Raw genomic sequence first — 22,085 nt, 5'->3', positions numbered from 1 at the left:
CAAAATTTGCACACGAATGGTATTGTACCATGCATTCGCAACGCTTATTTTTCAATGATAGCTTGAATATCATCAAAAACAGTCTCGATCGGTTGATCCCCTTTAATATTCACGAGGCAACCTTTCTTGTCATAGAAATCTAAAAGTGGCTTTGTTTGTTCGATGTTGACTTTCAAACGATTTTTAACCGTTTCTTCCGTATCATCATCCCGTTGAATAAGTGGGGTTTCGTCTTTATCACAAACCCCGTCTTTTTCTGGTGGGTTAAAGATGACATGATATGTTGTTCCACAAGTTGGGCATACACGTCGGCCTGTTAGACGTTCTACCAACTTTTCTACAGGAACCTCAATATCAATCACGTGATGAATGGATTCATTCAACTCTTCTAATAATTGATCTAATGCCTCAGCTTGAGCAATTGTCCTTGGAAATCCGTCTAATAAAAATCCGTTTTTACAATCGTCTTTACTTAAACGTTCTTTCACAATTCCAATCGTCACCTCATCCGGCACTAATGCTCCTTGATCCATAAATGACTTTGCTTGCATACCAAGCGCTGTTCCTTCTTTTATTGATAAACGGAACATGTCACCCGTGGATATATGAGGAATATTATATTTATCACAAATTTTTTCTGCCTGTGTACCTTTTCCAGCACCAGGGAGACCCATTAGAATTAAATTCAACGCTTATTCCCCTCGCTTTCACTGGCAGCACACGTTATCTAATAAACCCTTTATAGTGTCGTTTCACTAATTGGCTTTCAAGTTGTTTCATTGTTTGTAACGCTACACCGACAACAATTAATAGACTTGTGCCACCGATTTGAATCCCTGACGGAAGTCCAGCAAGACCACCTAAAGCAATCGGCAAAACAGAAACGGCTGCTAAGAATAACGCTCCAACAAATGTTAAACGATTCATAACACGTGTAAGATAATTTTCTGTAGGTTTACCTGGCCGAATACCCGGTATATAACCACCTTGTTTTTGCAGATTCTCTGCCATTTGTTCCGGATTCACTTGAACAAATGTATAGAAATACGTAAATGCTATAATTAACGCAACATAAATGACCATACCAACTGGTGTTGTATAATCAAAAATACTCTCGATTGTAGTAGCTACTTTCCCTTCAAAGAAGCCCGCAACAGTACGTGGAGCGACGATAAAGGCAATTGCAAAAATGACTGGAATTACTCCCGCAGCATTAACCTTTAATGGTAAATGTGTGGAATGGCCACCAACAGGTGATCGGTTAACAAGTTTCTTTGCATACTGAATCGGGATTTTACGTAAGGCCTGTTGGATAAAAATAACCCCAACCGTAACTGCAACAACTACTAATGCGATTAATAGAACAATCACAATGTTTAAGAACAATTCGTCTCCAGGATTATCAAAATACTGGATATACAATTGTTTTACCCCTTCAGGTACTGCCGCAACAATACCTGCAAAGATAATAATGGAAATACCATTACCTACACCTTTTGCAGTAATTTGTTCTCCTAACCACATTAAGAAGGTTGTTCCACCAGTTAGCACAAGTGCAATGACTAGAAACTTAGAAACACTTGCATCGGAGATTAGTAAACCGCCTGCCATTGTGTTAAAACCAATAGACATGGCAGTTGCTTGGATAAATGCAAGCACAACTGTACTATATCGTGTAACTTGAGCTAATTTCTTACGACCTACTTCACCTTGATTTTTCCACTCAGTAAACTTGGGTACAACATCCATTTGCAGTAACTGCATGATGATGGATGCCGTAATATAAGGCATGATCCCCATTGCAAAAATAGAGAAGTTCTTTAATGCCCCACCACCAAAAGTGTTTAAGAACCCAAATACATTTTGCTGATTCATGAAATCAATTGATTCCTTGTTCGTAAAAGGAACAGGAATAAATGTACCAAGGCGGAATACAATTAACATAAGCAATGTGAAAATAATTTTTCTTCGTATGTCACCAACGCGCATAAAATTGGAGATTGTACGGAACATTACATCACCTCAGTTTTACCGCCCGCAGCTTCAATAGCCTCTTTTGCGGAAGCGGAGAATTTGTGAGCTCTTACTGTGTACTTTTTATCAACTGTTCCATTACCTAAAATCTTAATACCTGCATAGTTACCTTTCACAATACCTTCTTCGATTAGAAGTTCTGGCGTAATTTCTGTACCATCTTCAAAACGATTTAGTATATCCAAGTTAACAATCGCATATTCTTTTCGATTAATGTTTGTGAAGCCACGTTTTGGTAAACGTTGGAATAGTGGCATTTGACCACCTTCAAATCCAGGACGCACACCGCCACCTGAACGTGCCTTTTGTCCTTTATGTCCTCTTCCGGAAGTTTTACCGTTACCTGAAGACATACCGCGACCTACACGATTACGTTTTTTACGTGAACCTTCTGCTGGTTTTAACTCATGAAGTTTCATACGTGCACCTCCTCTTTACGCTAATTAAATCTTACGCTTCTTTAACTGCAACTAGATGTGAAACTTTGTTAATCATTCCGCGAACAGATGCAGTATCTTCTAGAACTACAGATTGACGGATTTTTTTCAACCCTAAAGCTTCAACCGTTCTTTTTTGAGCTTCTTTTGAACCTATAAGACTGCGCGTGAGGGTGATTTCTAATTTTTTAGACATAGTTTTTCCCTCCTTATCCTAACAACTCTTCTACAGACTTACCACGTAATTTTGCTACGTCTTCTGCGCGCTTTAAATTTGATAAACCAGTGATTGTTGCACGAACAACGTTGATTGGTGTATTTGATCCAAGAGATTTCGTTAAAATATCACCAATACCTGCAAGTTCAAGTACCGCACGAACTGGTCCACCAGAGATAACTCCTGTACCTTCTGCAGCTGGTTTCATTAACACGTTACCAGAGCCGAACTGACCATGAATTTCATGTGGAATCGTCGTTCCAACGATAGGTACTTTAACTAGGTTTTTCTTAGCACTTTCAACAGCTTTCTTAATTGCATCTGGTACTTCTTGTGCCTTTCCTGTACCAAATCCTACATGACCGTTTTTATCACCTACTACAACAAGAGCAGCAAAACGAAAACGACGTCCACCTTTTACTACCTTTGCTACACGGTTTACCGTAACAACACGTTCTTCAAGTTCTAATTTGTTCGGGTCAATGTTTGTTGTAAACATGTATAGGTCCCCTCCTTTTCCTATTAAAATTCAAGACCTGCCTCGCGGGCAGCTTCAGCCAAAGCTTGAATACGTCCATGATAGATGTAACCACCGCGGTCAAAAACAACAGCTTTTGTACCATTTTCTTGGGCGCGCTTTGCGATAAGCTCTCCAACTTGTTTTGCAGCTTCTACCGTACCTGTTGATTCAACAGAAATATCTTTATCAACAGTTGAGGCGCTAGCTAACGTCTTACCATTTATATCATCAATTAACTGAGCATAGATGTGTTTGTTTGAACGATACACGTTTAAACGAGGACGTTCTTGTGTACCTGCAAGGTTTTTGCGTACACGTGCATGTCTTCTTTTACGTGCAACATTTTTGTCAGCTTTTGTGATCATTCACGTCACTCCTTTCTGCTACTAACTAACCTTATTTAGCAGTTTTACCTTCTTTACGGCGTACATATTCACCACGATAACGAATACCTTTACCTTTATAAGGCTCTGGCGGTCTGATTGCACGGATATTAGCAGCTACAGCACCTACTGCTTCTTTATCAATACCTTTTACAATCAATTCCGTATTTTTTGGAACTTCAATTTCGATACCATCTTGTGGATCTATTTCAACAGGATGTGAATATCCTGCACTAATAACAATTTTATTTCCTTGTTTTGCGGCACGGTAACCAACACCAATGATTTCAAGTTGTTTTTCGAAGCCTTTAGAAACTCCTTCAACCATGTTTGCAATCACACTACGTGTTGTTCCGTGAAGGGAACGATATTCCTTTAAATCATTTGGACGTTCCACATGTACTTCTTTATCTTCTATTTTAACGATCATATCGCTATGAATTGTTTTCGTCAATTCCCCTTTAGGGCCTTTTACTGAAACTGTAGAGTTCTCTACTTTAACTTCTACACCTTCTGGAATTTCAATTGGTTTAAGTCCAATACGAGACATTACCTGCACCTCCTCATCAATAGATTGTAATTACCAAACGTATGCAAGTACTTCGCCACCAACAGCTTGTGCGCGTGCTTCTTTATCAGAAAGTACACCTTTAGATGTTGATACGATTGCGATTCCTAATCCGTTTAGTACGCGTGGTACTTCAGTTGCCTTTGCATAGACACGAAGACCTGGCTTACTAATACGTTTTAGGCCTGTAATAACACGTTCTTCATTTGGACCATACTTAAGAAAAATACGTAGAATACCTTGTTTGCTATCTTCAATATATTCATAATCACGAACAAAGCCTTCACGCTTAAGAATGTCAGCAATTTCTTTTTTCATAGAAGAAGCTGGAAGTTCCAACTTTTCATGTTTGATCATATTAGCATTACGAATACGAGTAAGCATATCTGCAATTGGGTCTGTCATAACCATTTATATTACCTCCTTCCCAAATCGGGGTTTACCAGCTTGCTTTTTTGACACCAGGAATTTGTCCTTTGTAGGCAAGTTCACGGAAACAAATACGGCATAGTTTAAATTTACGAATTACAGAATGTGGACGACCGCAACGTTCACAACGTGTATATTCACGTACTTGATATTTTTGTGGACGTTTCTGTTTCGCAATCATAGATTTTTTAGCCACAATTTTCCCTCCTTATGTTAGCTCTACATTATTTTTTAAACGGCATACCTAATTGAGCTAATAATTCACGAGCTTCTTCATCCGTGTTAGATGTTGTAACGATAACAATATCCATTCCACGAACTTTATTTACTTTATCGTACTCTATCTCTGGGAAAATCAATTGTTCTTTAACACCAAGTGTATAGTTACCACGGCCATCAAAAGCTTTATTTGATACACCACGGAAGTCACGTACACGTGGTAATGAAACAGCAACTAATTTTTGCATGAATTCGTACATACGTTCACCACGAAGTGTAACTTTCGCGCCAATTGGCATTCCTTCACGAAGACGGAAACCAGCGATAGACTTTTTCGCACGAGTAACAACAGGTTTTTGTCCTGTAAGTAGGGACAGTTCTTCAACAGCACTGTCTAACGCTTTTGCGTTTTGTACTGCATCACCAACACCCATATTCACAACAATCTTCTCTAATTTCGGAACTTCCATAACTGATTTATAATTGAATTTTTCCATTAAAGCAGGTACAAGTTCTTCTTGATATTTTTGTTTCAATTGATTCATCATGTCGCCCTCCTTTCGCAAACAACTTATTTATCTAATGGCTCACCGGATTTTTTAGCGATGCGAACTTTTTTCCCATCACGTACTTCATATCCTACACGAGTCGGTTCACCAGTTTTAGGATCAATCGGCATAACATTAGAAACATGAATTGGTGCTTCTATATTTAAGATTCCACCTTGTGGATTATCTTGAGAAGGTTTTGCGTGTTTTTTCACCATATTAATACCTTCAACTAGAACACGGTCTTTCTTTGGATATGCTTCTAGGATTGTACCTTCTTTACCACGGTCTTTACCGGAAATAACTTTAACTTTATCACCTTTTTTTACATGCATGCTTGACGCACCTCCTTAACAAGGTCAATTCTTGTGCTTATAGAGGTTCAAATAGATCTTTGAACGACTCTTATAAAACTTCTGGAGCAAGAGATACGATTTTCATGAATTGTGCATCACGTAATTCACGTGCAACTGGTCCAAAAATACGTGTTCCTCTTGGACTCTTATCGTCACGAATAATTACGGCAGCATTTTCATCAAAACGAATGTATGATCCATCTTTACGACGTACACCTGTTTTTGTACGTACAATTACTGCTTTTACAACGTCACCTTTTTTGACAACGCCACCTGGTGTTGCTTGTTTTACTGAACAAACAATTACATCACCGATATTAGCTGTTTTACGTCCAGATCCACCTAGCACTTTAATTGCTAAGACTTCACGTGCACCTGAGTTATCTGCAACTTTTAAACGAGTTTCTTGTTGAATCATATCGCTGTGACCTCCCTTCGGATATCTTTCATTCCGAGCGAACTTTAATTAGATAATTACTGCTTCTTCAACGATTTCAACCAGACGGAATCGTTTTGTTGCTGATAGTGGGCGAGTTTCCATTATTTTAACGATATCGCCGATTTTTGCCTGGTTTTGTTCATCATGAGTTTTTAATTTCTTAGAGTACTTTACGCGCTTTTTATATAGCGGGTGTACTTTATAAGTTTCTACTAATACTGTAATGGTTTTATCCATTTTATCTGATACAACACGACCTGTGTATACTTTACGATTATTACGTTCACTCATCCGAGGCTAACCTCCTCTCATAATCAGTTGTTAACGCTTAGTTCACGTTGACGCGCAATTGTTTTTAGACGCGCAATAGACTTTTTAACTTCACGAATACGTGCAGTGTTTTCTAATTGTCCAGTTGCAAGTTGAAAGCGCAAGTTAAATAATTCTTCTTTTAATGATTTTACATTTTGTTCAATTTCGGCAGTGGTTAGTTCTCTGATTTCTTTAGCCTTCATTGATTTCACCACCAATTTCTTCACGTTTTACAAACTTAGTTTTAATAGGCAATTTATGTGATGCAAGACGTAGTGCTTCACGAGCAACTTCTTCTGATACACCTGCAATTTCAAACATAATTTTACCAGGTTTTACAACTGCTACCCAGCCTTCTGGAGCCCCTTTACCGGAACCCATACGTACTTCCAATGGTTTTGCTGTATATGGCTTATCCGGGAAAATTTTAATCCAAACTTTACCGCCACGTTTCATATAACGGGTCATAGCAATACGCGCTGCTTCGATTTGACGTGCAGTGATCCAAGAAGCTTCTGTTGCTTGTAAACCATATTCACCAAATGATACGGTTGTGCCACCTTTTGCTTGGCCTTTCATTCTACCACGATGTTGTCTACGGTATTTTACACGTTTAGGCATTAACATAGATATGAGCCCCCTTCCTTATTTTTTCGGTCTTTCTGGAAGGACTTCACCACGATAAATCCACACTTTAACACCTAATTTACCATAAGTAGTGTCTGCTTCCGCATGTGCATAATCAATGTCAGCACGTAGTGTGTGAAGTGGTACAGTTCCTTCACTGTAATGTTCCGCACGAGCAATATCAGCTCCGCCAAGACGTCCAGATACTTGTGTTTTAATACCTTTTGCACCTGCACGCATTGCGCGTTGGATAGCTTGTTTTTGAGCGCGTCGGAATGAAATACGGTTTTCTAATTGACGAGCGATATTTTCTGCTACTAGTTGTGCATCAATATCAACTTTTTTAATTTCAACAATATTAATATGGACACGTTTGCCAGTCATATTATTTAATGTTTTACGTAATGCTTCTACTTCAGAACCGCCTTTACCAATAACCATACCTGGTTTACCAGTATGAATAGTGATGTTTACGCGATTTGCTGCACGTTCAATCTCGATGGAAGATACTGCGGCAGTACGTAAGCGGTTCTCAAGATATTCTCTAATTTTAATATCTTCGTGTAAAAGATCAGCATATTCTTTATCAGCATACCATCTAGATTCCCAATCTTTTATAATACCTACGCGAAGACCCGTTGGATTTACTTTTTGACCCACTAACTACCCCTCCTTCTTTTCAGTCACTACCACTGTAATGTGGCTTGTGCGTTTATTAATTTTACTTGCACGGCCTTGTGCACGTGGACGGAAACGTTTCATTGTCATACCTTCGTTTACGTATGCTTCTGAAATCACTAAGTTATCTGCGTCCATTTCGTAGTTGTGTTCAGCGTTAGCGATTGCTGACTTTAAAACTTTCTCTACGACTGGAGAAGCACCACGTTGAGTGTTGTTTAAAATCGCGATTGCTTCACCAACATTTTTTCCTCGAATCAAATCTACTACTAAACGAACTTTACGAGGAGCGATACGAACAGATTTTGCAACTGCTTTTGCTTGCATATGGAGTGCCTCCTCTCATTAACGTTTTGTTTTCTTATCGTCACCAGAGTGTCCTCGGAATGAACGAGTTGGTGCGAATTCTCCTAGTTTATGACCAACCATATCTTCTGTTACATAGACTGGTACATGTTTACGACCATCATAAACTGCGATTGTATGACCAACAAATGTTGGGAAGATTGTAGAACGACGTGACCAAGTTTTAATCACACGCTTTTTGTCTGCTCCAGACATTTCCTCAACTTTTTTTAATAGATGATCATCTGCGAAAGGTCCTTTTTTCAAGCTGCGACCCATAGTAAACCTCCTTTCAGAGTTAAGAGACGGGTTTCATTCCCGTCATATTAATCTGTTCTGTTATTTTTTACGACTACGAACAATATATTTATTAGACGGTTTATTACGTTTACGAGTCTTATAACCAAGTGTTGGTTTACCCCAAGGTGTAACAGGTGATTTAAGACCGATAGGTGAACGACCTTCACCACCACCGTGTGGGTGATCAACTGGGTTCATAACAGATCCACGTACAGTTGGGCGCTTACCTAACCAACGAGAACGTCCTGCTTTACCAACACGAATTAATTCATGTTCGATATTTCCAACTTGACCGATTGTTGCGCGGCAAGTAGCAAGAATTAAGCGAACTTCTCCTGAAGCTAAACGTACTAATACGTATTTATCTTCACGGCCTAAAATTTGTGCTTCAGCTCCAGCTGAACGCGCTAGCTGTCCACCGCGGCCCGGTTTAAGCTCTACATTATGAATGATTGTACCTACTGGAATATCAGCTAATGCTAAAGCGTTACCCACTTTAATGTCAGCTTCTTTTCCTGATTCAATTTGCTGTCCTACTTTCAAACCTTTAGGTGCTAGAATATAACGTTTTTCACCATCCGCATAATGAATTAAAGCAATATTTGCTGTACGGTTTGGATCATATTCAATCGTAGCAACGCGTCCTGGTATTCCGTCTTTATCACGTTTGAAATCGATAATACGATATTGACGTTTGTGACCGCCGCCTTGATGACGAGTCGTAATTCTACCTTGGTTATTACGTCCTGCACGTTTTGGCAATGGACTTAGTAGAGACTTTTCAGGTTTGTCTGTTGTGATTTCTGCAAAATCAGATATAGACATATTACGTCTACCATTTGAGGTAGGTCTGAACTTTTTAATCGCCATCTTTTTTCCCTCCTTCACTACATTTTAAACTTATGCTTCAAAGAAATCTAAATCTTTGCTGTCTGCTGAAAGCTGAACGATAGCTTTCTTACGATCTGAGCGATAACCACCGTAGCGGCCCATACGCTTGAATTTACCTTTTAAATTCATCGTGTTTACTTTTTCTACTTTCACACCAAATACAAGTTCAACAGCATCCTTGATTTCTGTTTTGTTTGCTTTTGGATTTACTTCAAAAGTATACTTTTTCTCTGCCATTAAGTCAGCAGAATGTTCAGTAATGACAGGGCGTTTAATAATATCACGTGGATCTTTCATTACGCGAACACCTCCCCTGCTTTTTCAGCTGCATCCTTTGTAAGGATTAGCTTGTCATGCGATAACAAGTCTAGTACGTTGACTTCTTCAACAGTCAAAACATTGACTTTTTGAAGGTTACTTGAAGAACGGATTAGGTTTTCATCTCTTTCCGTTGTAACAATTAACGCTTTGCCTTCAACTTTTAATGCATCTAGTAATGAAACAACTTGTTTTGTTTTTGGTGCTTCAAATGTTAAGCCTTCTAATACTACTAAGTTTTCTTCAATTACTTTAGAAGATAACGCAGATCTTAGAGCTAAACGGCGTACTTTTTTAGGTAATCTATAGCTGTAGCTACGTGGAGTTGGTCCAAATACTACACCACCGCCAACCCATTGAGGCGAACGAATAGACCCTTGACGAGCACGACCTGTTCCTTTTTGACGCCATGGTTTACGACCACCGCCGCTAACCGCCGCGCGATTTTTAACTTTGTGTGTACCTTGACGCATCGATGCTTGTTGCATGACTACTGCTTCGTGTAATACATGTGTATTTGGTTCGATACCGAATACGGAGTCGTTTAATTCAACTTCTCCAGCTTTTGATCCGTCTTGTTTAAAAAGTGCTACTTTAGGCATGACATATCCTCCCTTCATGTATGTGATTATTTAGCCTTTACTGCACTCGTGATTTTTACGTAAGATTTTCTTGCTCCTGGAACATTACCTTTAATTAATAGTAGGTTGCGTTCAACATCAACACTTGCAATTTCTAAGTTTTGAATGGTTACTTGCTCAGAACCCATATGTCCTGGGAGTTTTTTACCTTTAAATACACGAGCCGCATCAACTGCACCCATAGAACCTGAACCTCTATGATAACGTGAACCGTGACTCATTGGTCCGCGTGAATGATTATGACGTTTAATTGAGCCTTGGAAACCTTTACCCTTCGAAGTTCCAGTTACATCAACTTTATCGCCAGCTTGGAAAACTTCAACACTAATTGCTTGGCCTACTTCATACTCGCCAAGGTTAGCATCACGGATCTCACGAATGTAGCGCTTAGGGGTTGTGTTTGCTTTTTCAGCATGACCCTTTTTCGCTTTATTTGTACGAGATTCTTTTTCATCAGCAAAGCCTATTTGAATGGCTTCATAACCGTCATTTTCTAATGTGCGCTTTTGTAAAACGACATTCGGCTCAGCTTGCACTACTGTTACCGGAATAAGTTCACCGTCTTCCGTAAACAATTGAGTCATGCCGATTTTGCGACCTAAGATTCCTTTCGTCATCCGTTACACCTCCTATAAATATCTCTTATAATTTAATTTCTATATCAACACCAGATGGTAAGTCAAGACGCATTAACGAATCAACCGTTTGTGGTGTTGGATTAACAATATCGATTAGACGTTTATGTGTACGCATTTCGAATTGTTCACGTGAATCTTTGTACTTGTGTACCGCACGTAGAATTGTGTAGATTGACTTCTCAGTTGGTAATGGAATTGGACCTGACACATTTGCTCCCGAACGTTTTGCGGTGTTCACGATTTTTTCAGCTGATTGATCTAAAATACGGTGATCATAAGCTTTTAAACGAATTCTGATTTTCTCTTTTGCCATTACTTTCCCTCCTTTACGCCTATTTTATAAACAGACATACTCCGTGAAAATTTCTTGGTCACTCGCCATGGCAAAGGGGCCGGGTGTGCCAACAACCTTCCACATCATCGCGCTGTTTGGGATACCTTTGCGGCTATCCTCTTATATGGCCAACGTTCTTATTATATAGAAAAAACGCGACCAAAGCAACCTTTTTCTTAAACTCTATCGGTTTGCACATTTATGTATTATACAAACTATTACACTTGATTGCAAGGGAATCTATAAAATTCTTTTGTTATGTTTATCTACCTTTTTCTTTTTGCGCATATCGATTTAACTCTTCCATAAATATACATTCCCATCATGGCATGAAATAGCCACTTTTATTCATACAAATCATTTTTTCTTACCGCCATTAAAAAAGAGAGAAAGTATCAATATGTGGATACCTTTCTCTCTTCTTAAAAATTGTCCATACTGCACTATATTTAAAGTCCTTGCACGACTACTTCTACACGTCGATTTTGTTGTCTACCTTTTGGATTATCCTTTCCATTCGGATGTGCATTATTTGCAATTGGTTCGGTATCCCCCTTACCAATTGCCTCCATTTTGGATGACGCTATTCCCTTTTGTACAAGTGCGTCCTTTACTGCTTGGGCTCGTCTTTCTGATAACGCTTGGTTATATGTAGCAGTACCCTTACTATCCGTATGTCCCAATATTGTAACTGTACCTCCTGCAGTATCAATAACTTGGACAAGTTGTGCTAGTACTTTATTTGCCTCATTACGAAGTTGATCGGAATCAAAGTCAAATAAAATATGGTCTGGTAATGTAAGCATTGTGCCTCCGTCAGCTTTTACCGCATTAAAGTCATCTAATGTTTGCATTACTTCTTTTTCAATTTGTGATGGGGCTGCTTTACTCGTTGTGACCCTACTCCTTACCATCACTGATGTCATCACTTGTGATGCTTCATACCGCTCTCTTATTTCCGCATCTGACATATCCTCAATCGCAATTTCCTCTTCAATCGGCTTGTTTACTTTACCTTCCACCACTTCTGATTCAACATCAGCTTGCATTTCTGTTTCTTTCAGTTTTTGATTTTCTACCTGTTTAGAATCTGTTTGCTTCGCACATGCGGCTAACAACAAAAGTAAGAAGCACGCTATTAAAAAAAGATAAAATGGCCTTTTCGTTCGTAATTTACTTCCTCTTTTCATCTTCACTCCCTCCATTATTTATCGTTTAATCTCAATATCTTTAAAAATTAACTTGGGATCATAATCATGTTTACTATTATCTTGTGGATTCCCGGGGTTAAAAGTTAAATTTAAACTTTTCGCTTCATCCTGTAATCTTCCAATAAATACAAGGGAACCTGTTAACCTTTCACCACTTTCTATTCTTAAGTCACGATTATCCTCTGGCGCTAAATAATGATATTCAAAACCTGTGTCATCTACTAATTTTGCACCGTCCCAAATATTGTATGTCAATTTAATATAGGAATCCTTTCCGTTAATTGCTGTGATATGTACAATGACATACTCTTCATCAAAGCTTATGCTGTCAACTGTCACTACCGTACCGTTTTCATGGCTTTGTTGCACACCGACTTTCATTTCATCAGGTAAATTATCATCTTCTATCTCTGATGCCTCATTATCTGCTCCGTCTTCATCCTCTGTCTCATCGTCCGGTCCAGTTTCGTCTGTTTTTGAAGCGTCCTCTGATTGCTCATGTTGTTTGTTTTCACCATCATCTTGATTGCCGTTCTCCTTTTCCACTACTTGACTTTCACCTTTTGATTCATCTTCTTTTTTATTTGCCTTATTACTACAAGCAGTCACCATAATAAAAACTAGTAATATCGTGAAAATTGTAATGAACCTCTTCCATCCCTTTATTTGATTGTTCATGATTCTATCTCCTCTATTTTATAATTAATGACCTGTATTAACATTATTATCTGAAAGTCTACTTGTGTACATAGGGCTTAATATTTAAATTTATATTGAATAGGATGAAAGACCTAAGCTGATTCATGCAGTTTAAGTTATAAAATGTGGTATTCCTTACTTTGGCTTATATTCAACATGCGTATATCGTAGGAGGAGATTATTATCTTAGAAGAAGAGCCTAATACAATCGAATCTCGTTAAACAAAAAAACAGGTAGCTATATCCCGGGATAGCTACCTGTTTACTGTACAATTATTAAATTACTTTACAATTGAAGATACTACGCCAGATCCAACTGTACGTCCACCCTCACGGATAGAGAAACGTGTACCTTCTTCAATAGCGATTGGTGAAATTAATTCAACATTCATTTCAATGTTATCTCCAGGCATAACCATTTCTACGCCTTCTGGAAGATGAACAACACCAGTTACATCCGTTGTACGGAAGTAGAACTGTGGGCGATAGTTTGTGAAGAATGGAGTATGACGTCCACCTTCTTCTTTAGATAGAACATAAACTTCTGCTTTAAAATTTGTATGTGGTGTAATTGTACCTGGCTTTGCAAGTACTTGACCACGGTTGATTTCTTCACGAGTTACCCCACGAAGAAGTGCACCAATGTTGTCTCCAGCTTCAGCATAATCAAGAAGCTTACGGAACATTTCAACACCTGTTACAGTAGTTTTCTTAGCTTCTTCAGCAAGACCGATTACTTCAACTTCGTCACCGACTTTAACTTGACCACGTTCAACACGGCCTGTAGCAACTGTTCCACGACCAGTGATTGAGAATACGTCCTCAACTGGCATCATGAATGGTTTGTCAGTGTCACGTTCTGGAGTTGGAATATATTCGTCAACTGCATTCATCAATTCAACGATTTTCTCTTCGTATTCTTCAACGCCTTCTAGTGCTTTTAGTGCAGAACCTTTGATAACAGGAATATCATCACCAGGGAAGTCATATTCTGTTAATAGGTCACGTACTTCCATTTCAACTAATTCAAGTAGTTCTTCATCATCAACCATATCTACTTTGTTCATGAATACTACGAATGCAGGTACCCCTACGTTACGTGAAAGTAGAATGTGCTCACGTGTTTGTGGCATTGGGCCATCAGCAGCAGATACTACTAGAATAGCACCGTCCATTTGTGCAGCACCAGTGATCATGTTTTTAACATAGTCAGCGTGACCTGGGCAGTCTACGTGTGCATAGTGACGAGTTTCTGTTTCATACTCAACGTGAGAAGTTGCGATTGTAATACCACGCTCTTTCTCTTCTGGTGCACCGTCAATTTGGTCATAAGCCATTGCGTCACCAGAACCATTTCTTTTGTGCATTACAGTAGTAATTGCAGCAGTTAATGTAGTTTTACCGTGGTCAACGTGTCCTAACGTACCAACGTTTACGTGCGATTTGGAGCGATCGAATTTTTCTTTAGCCATTTATAGTTCCTCCTTTAATAAAATAAAAGTAGTTTATATTTTTATATTTAACTTAGAAATTTCTAAGTCTCTAAATAAAGTTATACGTGACATTGCTCAAAAAAGCAATTATTCACCAGCATTTTTCTTAATAATTTCTTCAGAAATGCTTTTTGGTACTTCTTCATAGTGGTCAAATACCATTGTATATGTTCCACGACCTTGTGTGTTTGAACGAAGTGCAGTTGCATAACCGAACATTTCAGCTAATGGTACATATGCGCGAACTAATTGTGCATTACCACGCGTTTCCATACCATCAACACGTCCACGACGAGATGTAACATCACCCATAATGTCTCCCATATATTCTTCTGGGATTACAATTTCAACACTCATCATAGGTTCAAGTAGAACAGGACTACATTTATCTTTAGCTGCTCTTAGAGACATAGATCCAGCAATTTTAAATGCCATCTCGTTAGAGTCAACATCATGATAACTACCATCAAATAATGATGCTTTCACATCGATTAATGGGTATCCTGCTAACACACCGTTTTCTAGTGCATCTTTAATTCCAGATTCAACAGCTGGAATGTATTCACGTGGTACAACACCACCGACAATTTTGTTTTCAAATTCAAAGCCAGCGCCTTCTTCAAGTGGTTCGTATTTAACCCATACGTGACCGTACTGTCCACGACCACCAGACTGACGAATGAATTTACCTTCAACTTCAGCAGATCCACGGAATGTTTCGCGATAAGCAACTTGTGGAGCACCAACATTTGCCTCAACTTTAAATTCACGTTTTAGACGGTCAACAATTACATCAAGGTGAAGCTCACCCATACCAGCGATGATCGTTTGACCAGTTTCTGCGTTCATTTCAGTTCTGAATGTTGGATCTTCTTCAGCTAGTTTACCTAAAGCAATACCCATTTTATCTTGGTCAGCTTTTGTTTTTGGCTCAATAGCGACTTCGATAACTGGTTCTGGGAATTCCATTGATTCAAGAATAACAAGATCCTTTTCATCACAAAGTGTGTCCCCAGTAGCTGTATCCTTCAAACCAACTGCAGCTGCAATTTCACCACTATGAATCTCAGAGATCTCTTCACGGTGGTTTGCGTGCATCTGTAGGATACGACCAATTCTTTCACGTTTATCTTTCGTCGAGTTCATAACATATGAACCTGAATGAAGTGTACCTGAGTAAACGCGGAAGAATGTAAGTTTACCAACGAATGGATCTGTCATAACTTTAAATGCTAGTGCTGAGAATGGTGCTTTATCATCAGCAGGACGTTCTACTTCATCATCTGTATCAGGAACAATCCCTTTAATTGCCTCAATATCTGTTGGTGCAGGAAGATAAGCAATAACACCATCTAATAATAGCTGTACACCTTTATTCTTAAACGCAGATCCACAGAATACTGGGTAAAATTCTACGTTTAGTGTAGCTTTACGGATAGCTTCGACTAATTCATCGTTGGAGATTTCCTCTCCTTCTAAGAATTTCATCATAAGATCTTCATCTAGCTCAGCTACTGCTTCTACTAATGAAGCTCGAAGCTCTTCTGCTTGTTCCTTGTATTCATCAGGAATTTCTTTTGATTCATCTTTCGTTCCTAAATCATCAAGGTAGAAGTGTGCCTCCATGTTAATGAGGTCGATAATACCATCGAACTGATCTTCAGCTCCGATTGGCATTTGGACAGGATGGGCATTAGCACCTAAACGATCTTTTAAAGTCTTTGTTGCGTATAGGAAATCTGCACCTATCTTATCCATTTTATTAATAAACACAACTCTTGGAACACCATATGTTGTTGCTTGGCGCCAAACTGTTTCTGTTTGTGGTTCTACACCTGATTGCGCATCAAGTACTGTTACTGCACCATCAAGTACTCGTAGGGAACGTTCAACTTCAACTGTGAAGTCTACGTGTCCAGGAGTGTCAATGATATTAATTCGATGTCCTTTCCACTGAGCAGTTGTAGCCGCAGAAGTAATTGTAATTCCGCGTTCTTGTTCTTGCTCCATCCAGTCCATCTGTGAAGCACCTTCGTGCGTTTCACCAATCTTATGAATGCGTCCTGTGTAGAAAAGAATACGTTCGGTTGTTGTTGTCTTTCCAGCATCAATGTGTGCCATAATACCGATATTACGTGTCTTTTCCAAGGAGAACTCTCTAGCCATGTATTCTTCTCCTTCCTATAAATAATTCTTTTATTTTATATTTTAATAGATAATTTAGCTTACCAACGATAGTGTGCAAAAGCTTTGTTTGCTTCTGCCATTTTATGCAATTCTTCGCGTTTCTTAACAGCAGCTCCTGTGTTGTTAGATGCATCAAGAATTTCATTTGCTAAGCGTTCTTCCATTGTTTTTTCACCGCGTAAACGTGAATAGTTTACAAGAAAACGAAGTCCTAGTGCTTGACGACGTTCAGGGCGAACTTCCATTGGTACTTGGTAGTTAGAACCCCCAACACGGCGAGCGCGTACTTCAAGGACTGGCATCACATTTTTCATTGCTTGCTCAAATACTTCCATCGGATTTTGACCGCTTCTTTGACCAACAATTTCAAATGCTTTATAAAGAATCTTTTGTGCCTTTCCTCGTTTTCCATCCACCATAATTTGGTTAATCAAACGAGTAACCAATTTTGAATTATAAAGTGGATCTGGCAATACATCGCGTTTAGGTACTGGTCCTTTACGTGGCATATGGCCTCCTCCTTTCCTATCTCCTAGTTGTGATTACATTATTTTTGTTTAGGTCTTTTTGCACCGTATTTAGAACGGCCTTGTTGACGTCCTTCAACTCCAGCAGTATCTAGTGCACCACGTACGATGTGGTAACGAACCCCTGGTAAGTCTTTTACACGTCCACCACGAAGTAATACAACACTGTGCTCCTGTAAGTTATGGCCAATACCAGGAATATATGCAGTTACTTCCATGTTATTAGATAAACGAACACGCGCATATTTACGAAGTGCTGAGTTTGGTTTTTTCGGTGTTAGTGTACCAACACGAGTACATACGCCACGTTTTTGTGGTGAGTTTACATTTGTAAATTTCTTTTTAAAGCTATTGTAACCTCTGTTTAGTGCTGGTGAGTCAGATTTCTTTGGTTTGCTTACACGACCTTTACGTATAAGTTGATTAATTGTAGGCATTATTTTTCCTCCTTTCGGTTGTTTGTATCATACAAAAATCACTGTTGAAACCAATTACTGTTTGTATGTTTTCTAAAGCCACACATCCAGGCGGTTCATCTTTGGGTAAAAAAACAAAGCAATACGTTTATTGTTATCTATGATGAAAGTGATACGGTCTTTTTAATCGCAACAGCCGATGCACCAACATCAATACCGCAAGCGCGACCTAGTTTTTTCTTGGAATCTACAGAATGACAGGTTACCCCTAATTCATTTGCAGTTTCTGCGACCTTTTGCGTCACCCTAGGATCTGCATCACTCGCAATAATAACTTCACTTATTTCGCCATTTTCCATTGCTTTTATGGTCTGCTTTGTTCCAATAATCAAATGTGATTTTGATTGCGTTACTTTTTCATAAGACATCCGTAAAATCCTCCAAAGCAACTTTTTTAAACGGAATCACCTTGAATATATTATCATTCTCGTTTTTTAATGTCAACTCGAAATGTAATAATCTTTCTCGATATTCCGTTTTTTTATTGTTCTCATAAATAATGATAAAAAATAATGCGGAAAGAGGTCAGCATTTTTAATAGCTGACTTCTTTCCTGTAGTGATGACCACCGCATACAGCGGCGCCTACACTTTTACAATTTATTGCACTGTTTCTTCTACTTCTTCCGTATTTTCTTCCGTTTCGAAGTTTGGTGCTTGAATACGACGGTATCGTTGCATTCCTGTACCTGCAGGAACAAGTTTTCCGATAATGACGTTTTCTTTTAGACCTAATAGTTCATCAGTCTTACCTTTAATTGCTGCATCTGTTAGAACACGTGTTGTTTCTTGGAACGATGCCGCTGATAAGAACGAGTCTGTCTCAAGTGATGCTTTCGTTATACCGAGTAATACCGGTTTTCCGACAGCTGGCTGTTTACCTTCTTGTAACGCTTTAAGGTTTGCTTCCTTAAATTGATGGATTTCAAGAAGTGATCCTGGTAACACATTCGTTTCACCCGCATCCATGACACGGACTTTACGAAGCATTTGTCGAACCATTACTTCTACGTGTTTATCACCAATTTCTACACCTTGTAAACGGTACACGCGTTGTACTTCGCGTAATAGATAGTCCTGTACGCCTTCTACACCTTGCACACGGATTAATTCTTTTGGATCGATAGAACCTTCCGTAAGTTCTTGACCGGCAATTACTTCATCGCCCACAACAACTTTCAAGCGTGCATTATACGGTGCAGTATATGATTTTTGTTCTACTTCACCTTGGATAATAATTTCCTTCTTATCCTTCTCTCCTTGAATATCAAGGACAGTTCCGTAGATTTCACTAATAAGCGCTTGCCCTTTTGGATTGCGCGCTTCAAATAGTTCCTGAATACGCGGTAAACCTTGGGTAATATCATCTCCAGCAACTCCACCTGTATGGAACGTACGCATTGTAAGCTGTGTTCCTGGTTCACCAATGGACTGTGCTGCAATAATACCAACCGCTTCTCCTACCTCTACCTCAGAACCAGTTGCTAGGTTTCTGCCATAACATTTCTTACAGACACCATGTTTCGTATTACAGTTAAATACTGTACGTATTGTTACCGTTTCAATACCGGCTTCTGTAATCTCTCTCGCTTGATCTTCTGTAATAACTTCATTTTTAGCAACAATTGTTTCGCCAGATTCAGGATGTTTCACATTTTCAAAGGCAGTTCTACCAATGAGTCGATCTGTTAGTGGTTCAATTAACTCGGCTCCATCCATAATAGCAGATACCGCTGAACCTCTGTCTGTTCCACAATCTGTTTCGCGAACGATAACATCCTGTGCAACATCAACAAGACGTCGTGTGAGGTAACCTGAGTCGGCTGTTTTAAGGGCCGTATCCGCAAGTCCTTTTCTCGCACCGTGTGTCGAAATAAAGTACTCTAATACGGTTAATCCTTCACGGAAACTTGATTTAATCGGTAACTCAATAATACGACCAGCCGGGTTCGCCATTAATCCGCGCATACCAGCTAATTGCGTAAAGTTCGATGGGTTACCCCTTGCACCGGAATCACTCATCATGAAGATTGGGTTACGATTATCCAAGGATTCCATTAGTTTATCTTGAATCGTATCTTTTGCTTGTGACCAAATTGCAATAACACGGTCATAGCGCTCTTCCTCTGTAATTAAACCACGACGGAACTGTTTTAAGACACGATCAACTTTATCTTGTGCTTCTTCAAGTATTTCTTCCTTATCAGGTAATACAAGAATGTCGGAAACCCCTACAGTCATACCTGCTTTAGTAGAAAACTTAAATCCAAGATCTTTTAGACGATCTAGCATTTTCGATGTTTCTGTTATCTTAAATCGCTTAAATACTTCCGCGATTATATCTCCTAAGAAACCTTTTTTAAATGGTTTAACCAAATCTCGAGACTGGATTTCTTCTACAAGATTTGTTCCGAGTTCAACGAAATATTTTTCTGGTGTACGCACCTCTAAATTAAACTTCGTTGGCTCGTTAATGTACGGGAATGTATCTGGTAAAATTTCATTAAAGATCAACTTCCCGACAGTTGTTAATAGCATTTGATTTTGCTGTTCTTCTGTAAACGTTTGGTTGTTTACACTAGAAGCCTTTACAGCGACTCTCGTATGCAAATGCACGTAGCCATTTTGATAGGCGATGAGTGCTTCTGCCACACTCTTAAATACCTTACCTTCTCCAACGGCATTTTCACGTTCTAATGTAAGATAGTAGTTTCCTAAAACCATATCTTGTGACGGTGTAACAACTGGTTTACCGTCTTTCGGGTTCAAGATGTTTTGTGCCGCCAACATTAAAATGCGTGCTTCTGCTTGCGCTTCGGCAGAAAGTGGTACGTGTACCGCCATTTGGTCACCATCAAAGTCAGCGTTATATGCTGTACAAACGAGTGGATGTAAACGAATTGCGCGCCCCTCTACAAGTGTTGGTTCAAATGCTTGAATACCTAACCTATGCAATGTAGGTGCACGGTTTAATAGTACTGGATGTTCTCTAATAACCTCTTCTAGCACATCCCAAACTTCCGGGTTCATACGCTCAATTTTACGCTTTGCTGATTTAATGTTATGCGCAACACCTTGTTCAACAAGCTCTTTCATTACAAATGGCTTGAAAAGTTCCAATGCCATTTCTTTTGGTAATCCACATTGGTACATTTTTAAATTCGGTCCAACAACAATAACAGAACGACCAGAATAGTCTACACGTTTACCAAGTAAGTTTTGACGGAAACGGCCTTGCTTCCCTTTTAACATATGGGAAAGAGATTTCAAAGGTCTATTTCCTGGTCCAGTAACCGGGCGACCGCGACGACCGTTATCAATTAGTGCATCAACCGCTTCTTGAAGCATGCGTTTTTCGTTTTGTACGATAATGCTAGGTGCTCCAAGATCTAATAAACGCTTAAGACGGTTATTACGGTTAATAACTCGACGATATAAATCGTTTAGATCAGATGTTGCAAATCTTCCTCCATCAAGCTGTACCATCGGTCTAATTTCAGGAGGGATAACTGGCAATACGTCTAATACCATCCAAGATGGCTCATTACCCGAATGACGAAATGCCTCCATTACTTCCAAACGACGAATCGCACGCGTTCTTCTTTGCCCTTGTGCTGTTTTTAACTCTTCTTTTAATGCTTCAGATTCTTTTTCTAAGTCGATGTCTTGTAATAGTTTACGGATTGCCTCTGCACCCATTTGTGCTTTGAATGAATTACCGTATTTACTGTAATACTCACGGTATTCTCTCTCAGATAATAGTTGTTTCTTCTCAAGTGGCGTATTACCTGATTCTGTTACAATATAGGCCGCAAAGTAAATTACTTCCTCAAGCGCACGTGGCGACATATCGAGGATTAACCCCATCCGACTAGGTATTCCTTTAAAATACCAAATATGTGAAACTGGTGCAGCTAATTCTATGTGTCCCATTCTTTCACGGCGAACTTTTGCTTTTGTCACTTCTACACCACAGCGGTCACAAACGACACCTTTGTAGCGTACACGTTTATATTTTCCGCAATGACATTCCCAGTCCTTTGTAGGACCAAAAATCCGCTCACAAAATAGACCATCCTTTTCAGGCTTTAATGTACGATAATTAATTGTTTCTGGTTTCTTTACTTCACCAAATGACCAAGAACGGATCTTTTCTGGTGACGCAAGGCCAATCTTCATATACTCAAAATTATTTACATCTAACAAGGGTCTACCTCCCTTTTTAATGTACGATTTTTAAATAGGATACTCCAAACACT

31 protein-coding genes are annotated in these 22,085 nt (G+C 39.1%); all 31 read right to left on the bottom strand.

Annotated elements, in window-relative coordinates; translation table 11 throughout:
- Positions 1-44: 44 nt before the first annotated feature.
- The 31 genes from ACFFIS_RS08045 to rpoC all read right to left on the bottom strand — a co-directional run bounded on the left by ACFFIS_RS08045 (position 45) and on the right by rpoC (position 22,032).
- Entirely contained in the window at positions 45-689 is a 645-nt protein-coding gene (locus ACFFIS_RS08045) for an adenylate kinase (RefSeq protein WP_390186905.1), read from the bottom strand.
- 34 nt (positions 690-723) lie between these two features.
- Positions 724-2,013 carry a preprotein translocase subunit SecY gene (secY, locus tag ACFFIS_RS08040; RefSeq protein WP_390186903.1) on the bottom strand — a complete coding sequence of 430 codons (1,290 nt, stop codon included), beginning with the start codon at positions 2,011-2,013 and terminating at the stop codon, positions 724-726.
- On the bottom strand, positions 2,013-2,453 hold the full coding sequence (gene rplO / locus ACFFIS_RS08035) for a 50S ribosomal protein L15 (protein WP_320380923.1): 441 nt from the start codon (positions 2,451-2,453) through the stop codon (positions 2,013-2,015). The genes secY and rplO overlap by 1 nt, the downstream gene beginning before the upstream one ends.
- A gap of 31 nt (positions 2,454-2,484) precedes the next feature.
- Positions 2,485-2,667 carry a 50S ribosomal protein L30 gene (gene rpmD / locus ACFFIS_RS08030; RefSeq protein ID WP_320380922.1) on the bottom strand — a complete coding sequence of 61 codons (183 nt, stop codon included), beginning with the start codon at positions 2,665-2,667 and terminating at the stop codon, positions 2,485-2,487.
- A 13-nt stretch (positions 2,668-2,680) separates the two neighbouring features.
- Positions 2,681-3,187, bottom strand: coding sequence for a 30S ribosomal protein S5 (rpsE, locus tag ACFFIS_RS08025; protein ID WP_320380921.1), 507 nt, complete (start codon positions 3,185-3,187; stop codon positions 2,681-2,683).
- 23 nt (positions 3,188-3,210) lie between these two features.
- Positions 3,211-3,573, bottom strand: coding sequence for a 50S ribosomal protein L18 (rplR, locus tag ACFFIS_RS08020; RefSeq protein WP_320380920.1), 363 nt, complete (start codon positions 3,571-3,573; stop codon positions 3,211-3,213).
- Between the two features lie 31 nt (positions 3,574-3,604).
- Positions 3,605-4,141: a 50S ribosomal protein L6 gene (rplF, locus tag ACFFIS_RS08015; protein WP_390186900.1), complete on the bottom strand. Its 537-nt coding sequence runs from the start codon at positions 4,139-4,141 to the stop codon at positions 3,605-3,607.
- A 30-nt stretch (positions 4,142-4,171) separates the two neighbouring features.
- Complete coding sequence (rpsH, locus tag ACFFIS_RS08010; RefSeq protein WP_320380919.1) at positions 4,172-4,570, bottom strand: 30S ribosomal protein S8; 399 nt, start codon at positions 4,568-4,570, stop codon at positions 4,172-4,174.
- 28 nt (positions 4,571-4,598) lie between these two features.
- Positions 4,599-4,784: a type Z 30S ribosomal protein S14 gene (locus ACFFIS_RS08005; protein WP_019375521.1), complete on the bottom strand. Its 186-nt coding sequence runs from the start codon at positions 4,782-4,784 to the stop codon at positions 4,599-4,601.
- A 28-nt stretch (positions 4,785-4,812) separates the two neighbouring features.
- Positions 4,813-5,352: a 50S ribosomal protein L5 gene (gene rplE / locus ACFFIS_RS08000; protein ID WP_320380917.1), complete on the bottom strand. Its 540-nt coding sequence runs from the start codon at positions 5,350-5,352 to the stop codon at positions 4,813-4,815.
- 26 nt (positions 5,353-5,378) lie between these two features.
- Positions 5,379-5,690, bottom strand: a complete 312-nt coding sequence (gene rplX / locus ACFFIS_RS07995) for a 50S ribosomal protein L24 (protein WP_390186897.1) — start codon at positions 5,688-5,690, stop codon at positions 5,379-5,381.
- A 70-nt stretch (positions 5,691-5,760) separates the two neighbouring features.
- A complete protein-coding gene (rplN, locus tag ACFFIS_RS07990; RefSeq protein WP_390186896.1) occupies positions 5,761-6,129 on the bottom strand; it encodes a 50S ribosomal protein L14 in 369 nt (122 codons plus the stop codon).
- 48 nt (positions 6,130-6,177) lie between these two features.
- Positions 6,178-6,441, bottom strand: a complete 264-nt coding sequence (gene rpsQ / locus ACFFIS_RS07985) for a 30S ribosomal protein S17 (RefSeq protein ID WP_320380916.1) — start codon at positions 6,439-6,441, stop codon at positions 6,178-6,180.
- A 23-nt stretch (positions 6,442-6,464) separates the two neighbouring features.
- On the bottom strand, positions 6,465-6,665 hold the full coding sequence (rpmC, locus tag ACFFIS_RS07980) for a 50S ribosomal protein L29 (RefSeq protein WP_320381526.1): 201 nt from the start codon (positions 6,663-6,665) through the stop codon (positions 6,465-6,467).
- The gene (rplP, locus tag ACFFIS_RS07975) at positions 6,655-7,089 is read right to left on the bottom strand and encodes a 50S ribosomal protein L16 (RefSeq protein WP_320380915.1); all 435 of its coding nucleotides are present in this window, start codon (positions 7,087-7,089) and stop codon (positions 6,655-6,657) included. The genes rpmC and rplP overlap by 11 nt, the downstream gene beginning before the upstream one ends.
- A gap of 18 nt (positions 7,090-7,107) precedes the next feature.
- Complete coding sequence (rpsC, locus tag ACFFIS_RS07970; protein ID WP_320380914.1) at positions 7,108-7,749, bottom strand: 30S ribosomal protein S3; 642 nt, start codon at positions 7,747-7,749, stop codon at positions 7,108-7,110.
- Positions 7,750-7,752: 3 nt separating this feature from the next.
- On the bottom strand, positions 7,753-8,094 hold the full coding sequence (gene rplV, locus ACFFIS_RS07965) for a 50S ribosomal protein L22 (RefSeq protein ID WP_320380912.1): 342 nt from the start codon (positions 8,092-8,094) through the stop codon (positions 7,753-7,755).
- Between the two features lie 18 nt (positions 8,095-8,112).
- Positions 8,113-8,391, bottom strand: coding sequence for a 30S ribosomal protein S19 (gene rpsS, locus ACFFIS_RS07960; RefSeq protein WP_320380911.1), 279 nt, complete (start codon positions 8,389-8,391; stop codon positions 8,113-8,115).
- A 60-nt stretch (positions 8,392-8,451) separates the two neighbouring features.
- Positions 8,452-9,282 carry a 50S ribosomal protein L2 gene (gene rplB / locus ACFFIS_RS07955; RefSeq protein WP_320380910.1) on the bottom strand — a complete coding sequence of 277 codons (831 nt, stop codon included), beginning with the start codon at positions 9,280-9,282 and terminating at the stop codon, positions 8,452-8,454.
- A 30-nt stretch (positions 9,283-9,312) separates the two neighbouring features.
- Complete coding sequence (gene rplW, locus ACFFIS_RS07950) at positions 9,313-9,600, bottom strand: 50S ribosomal protein L23 (protein ID WP_320380908.1); 288 nt, start codon at positions 9,598-9,600, stop codon at positions 9,313-9,315.
- A complete protein-coding gene (gene rplD / locus ACFFIS_RS07945; RefSeq protein WP_320380907.1) occupies positions 9,600-10,223 on the bottom strand; it encodes a 50S ribosomal protein L4 in 624 nt (207 codons plus the stop codon). The genes rplW and rplD overlap by 1 nt, the downstream gene beginning before the upstream one ends.
- Positions 10,224-10,249: 26 nt before the next feature.
- Positions 10,250-10,879, bottom strand: a complete 630-nt coding sequence (rplC, locus tag ACFFIS_RS07940; RefSeq protein WP_320380906.1) for a 50S ribosomal protein L3 — start codon at positions 10,877-10,879, stop codon at positions 10,250-10,252.
- 25 nt (positions 10,880-10,904) lie between these two features.
- A complete protein-coding gene (gene rpsJ, locus ACFFIS_RS07935; RefSeq protein WP_390186892.1) occupies positions 10,905-11,213 on the bottom strand; it encodes a 30S ribosomal protein S10 in 309 nt (102 codons plus the stop codon).
- A gap of 470 nt (positions 11,214-11,683) precedes the next feature.
- Positions 11,684-12,424 (bottom strand): OmpA family protein, encoded by a 741-nt coding sequence (locus tag ACFFIS_RS07930; RefSeq protein ID WP_320380905.1) that lies wholly within the window; start codon positions 12,422-12,424, stop codon positions 11,684-11,686.
- Between the two features lie 18 nt (positions 12,425-12,442).
- Positions 12,443-13,123: a hypothetical protein gene (locus ACFFIS_RS07925; RefSeq protein WP_390186891.1), complete on the bottom strand. Its 681-nt coding sequence runs from the start codon at positions 13,121-13,123 to the stop codon at positions 12,443-12,445.
- Positions 13,124-13,425: 302 nt separating this feature from the next.
- Positions 13,426-14,616 carry an elongation factor Tu gene (tuf, locus tag ACFFIS_RS07920; RefSeq protein ID WP_390186889.1) on the bottom strand — a complete coding sequence of 397 codons (1,191 nt, stop codon included), beginning with the start codon at positions 14,614-14,616 and terminating at the stop codon, positions 13,426-13,428.
- A 108-nt stretch (positions 14,617-14,724) separates the two neighbouring features.
- Positions 14,725-16,803, bottom strand: coding sequence for an elongation factor G (gene fusA, locus ACFFIS_RS07915; protein ID WP_390186887.1), 2,079 nt, complete (start codon positions 16,801-16,803; stop codon positions 14,725-14,727).
- A 59-nt stretch (positions 16,804-16,862) separates the two neighbouring features.
- Positions 16,863-17,333, bottom strand: a complete 471-nt coding sequence (gene rpsG, locus ACFFIS_RS07910) for a 30S ribosomal protein S7 (protein WP_320380898.1) — start codon at positions 17,331-17,333, stop codon at positions 16,863-16,865.
- A gap of 38 nt (positions 17,334-17,371) precedes the next feature.
- A complete protein-coding gene (gene rpsL, locus ACFFIS_RS07905; protein ID WP_390186885.1) occupies positions 17,372-17,788 on the bottom strand; it encodes a 30S ribosomal protein S12 in 417 nt (138 codons plus the stop codon).
- Positions 17,789-17,925: 137 nt separating this feature from the next.
- Positions 17,926-18,195 (bottom strand): 50S ribosomal protein L7ae-like protein, encoded by a 270-nt coding sequence (locus ACFFIS_RS07900; protein WP_320380897.1) that lies wholly within the window; start codon positions 18,193-18,195, stop codon positions 17,926-17,928.
- A gap of 231 nt (positions 18,196-18,426) precedes the next feature.
- Entirely contained in the window at positions 18,427-22,032 is a 3,606-nt protein-coding gene (gene rpoC / locus ACFFIS_RS07895) for a DNA-directed RNA polymerase subunit beta' (protein ID WP_390186884.1), read from the bottom strand.
- Between the last annotated feature and the right edge of the window lie 53 nt (positions 22,033-22,085).

Origin of the sequence: Paracerasibacillus soli, assembly GCF_042432965.1 — a bacterium.
Classification (GTDB): Bacteria; Bacillota; Bacilli; order Bacillales; family Amphibacillaceae; genus Paracerasibacillus; species Paracerasibacillus soli.
This window is presented reverse-complemented; position numbering and strand designations above follow the sequence as displayed.

Bases quoted from the DNA above. Each gene is read 5' to 3' on its own strand.
- secY (WP_390186903.1), bottom strand. From the start codon at position 2,013: ATGTTCCGTACAATCTCCAATTTTATGCGCGTTGGTGACATACGAAGA.
- rplO (WP_320380923.1), bottom strand. From the start codon at position 2,453: ATGAAACTTCATGAGTTAAAACCAGCAGAAGGTTCACGTAAAAAACGT.
- rpmD (WP_320380922.1), bottom strand. From the start codon at position 2,667: ATGTCTAAAAAATTAGAAATCACCCTCACGCGCAGTCTTATAGGTTCA.
- rpsE (WP_320380921.1), bottom strand. From the start codon at position 3,187: ATGTTTACAACAAACATTGACCCGAACAAATTAGAACTTGAAGAACGT.
- rplR (WP_320380920.1), bottom strand. From the start codon at position 3,573: ATGATCACAAAAGCTGACAAAAATGTTGCACGTAAAAGAAGACATGCA.
- rplF (WP_390186900.1), bottom strand. From the start codon at position 4,141: ATGTCTCGTATTGGACTTAAACCAATTGAAATTCCAGAAGGTGTAGAA.
- rpsH (WP_320380919.1), bottom strand. From the start codon at position 4,570: ATGGTTATGACAGACCCAATTGCAGATATGCTTACTCGTATTCGTAAT.
- rplE (WP_320380917.1), bottom strand. From the start codon at position 5,352: ATGAATCAATTGAAACAAAAATATCAAGAAGAACTTGTACCTGCTTTA.
- rplX (WP_390186897.1), bottom strand. From the start codon at position 5,690: ATGCATGTAAAAAAAGGTGATAAAGTTAAAGTTATTTCCGGTAAAGAC.
- rplN (WP_390186896.1), bottom strand. From the start codon at position 6,129: ATGATTCAACAAGAAACTCGTTTAAAAGTTGCAGATAACTCAGGTGCA.
- rpsQ (WP_320380916.1), bottom strand. From the start codon at position 6,441: ATGAGTGAACGTAATAATCGTAAAGTATACACAGGTCGTGTTGTATCA.
- rpmC (WP_320381526.1), bottom strand. From the start codon at position 6,665: ATGAAGGCTAAAGAAATCAGAGAACTAACCACTGCCGAAATTGAACAA.
- rplP (WP_320380915.1), bottom strand. From the start codon at position 7,089: ATGTTAATGCCTAAACGTGTAAAATACCGTAGACAACATCGTGGTAGA.
- rplV (WP_320380912.1), bottom strand. From the start codon at position 8,094: ATGCAAGCAAAAGCAGTTGCAAAATCTGTTCGTATCGCTCCTCGTAAA.
- rpsS (WP_320380911.1), bottom strand. From the start codon at position 8,391: ATGGGTCGCAGCTTGAAAAAAGGACCTTTCGCAGATGATCATCTATTA.
- rplB (WP_320380910.1), bottom strand. From the start codon at position 9,282: ATGGCGATTAAAAAGTTCAGACCTACCTCAAATGGTAGACGTAATATG.
- rplW (WP_320380908.1), bottom strand. From the start codon at position 9,600: ATGAAAGATCCACGTGATATTATTAAACGCCCTGTCATTACTGAACAT.
- rplD (WP_320380907.1), bottom strand. From the start codon at position 10,223: ATGCCTAAAGTAGCACTTTTTAAACAAGACGGATCAAAAGCTGGAGAA.
- rplC (WP_320380906.1), bottom strand. From the start codon at position 10,879: ATGACGAAAGGAATCTTAGGTCGCAAAATCGGCATGACTCAATTGTTT.
- rpsJ (WP_390186892.1), bottom strand. From the start codon at position 11,213: ATGGCAAAAGAGAAAATCAGAATTCGTTTAAAAGCTTATGATCACCGT.
- ACFFIS_RS07930 (WP_320380905.1), bottom strand. From the start codon at position 12,424: ATGAAAAGAGGAAGTAAATTACGAACGAAAAGGCCATTTTATCTTTTT.
- ACFFIS_RS07925 (WP_390186891.1), bottom strand. From the start codon at position 13,123: ATGAACAATCAAATAAAGGGATGGAAGAGGTTCATTACAATTTTCACG.
- tuf (WP_390186889.1), bottom strand. From the start codon at position 14,616: ATGGCTAAAGAAAAATTCGATCGCTCCAAATCGCACGTAAACGTTGGT.
- fusA (WP_390186887.1), bottom strand. From the start codon at position 16,803: ATGGCTAGAGAGTTCTCCTTGGAAAAGACACGTAATATCGGTATTATG.
- rpsG (WP_320380898.1), bottom strand. From the start codon at position 17,333: ATGCCACGTAAAGGACCAGTACCTAAACGCGATGTATTGCCAGATCCA.
- rpsL (WP_390186885.1), bottom strand. From the start codon at position 17,788: ATGCCTACAATTAATCAACTTATACGTAAAGGTCGTGTAAGCAAACCA.
- ACFFIS_RS07900 (WP_320380897.1), bottom strand. From the start codon at position 18,195: ATGTCTTATGAAAAAGTAACGCAATCAAAATCACATTTGATTATTGGA.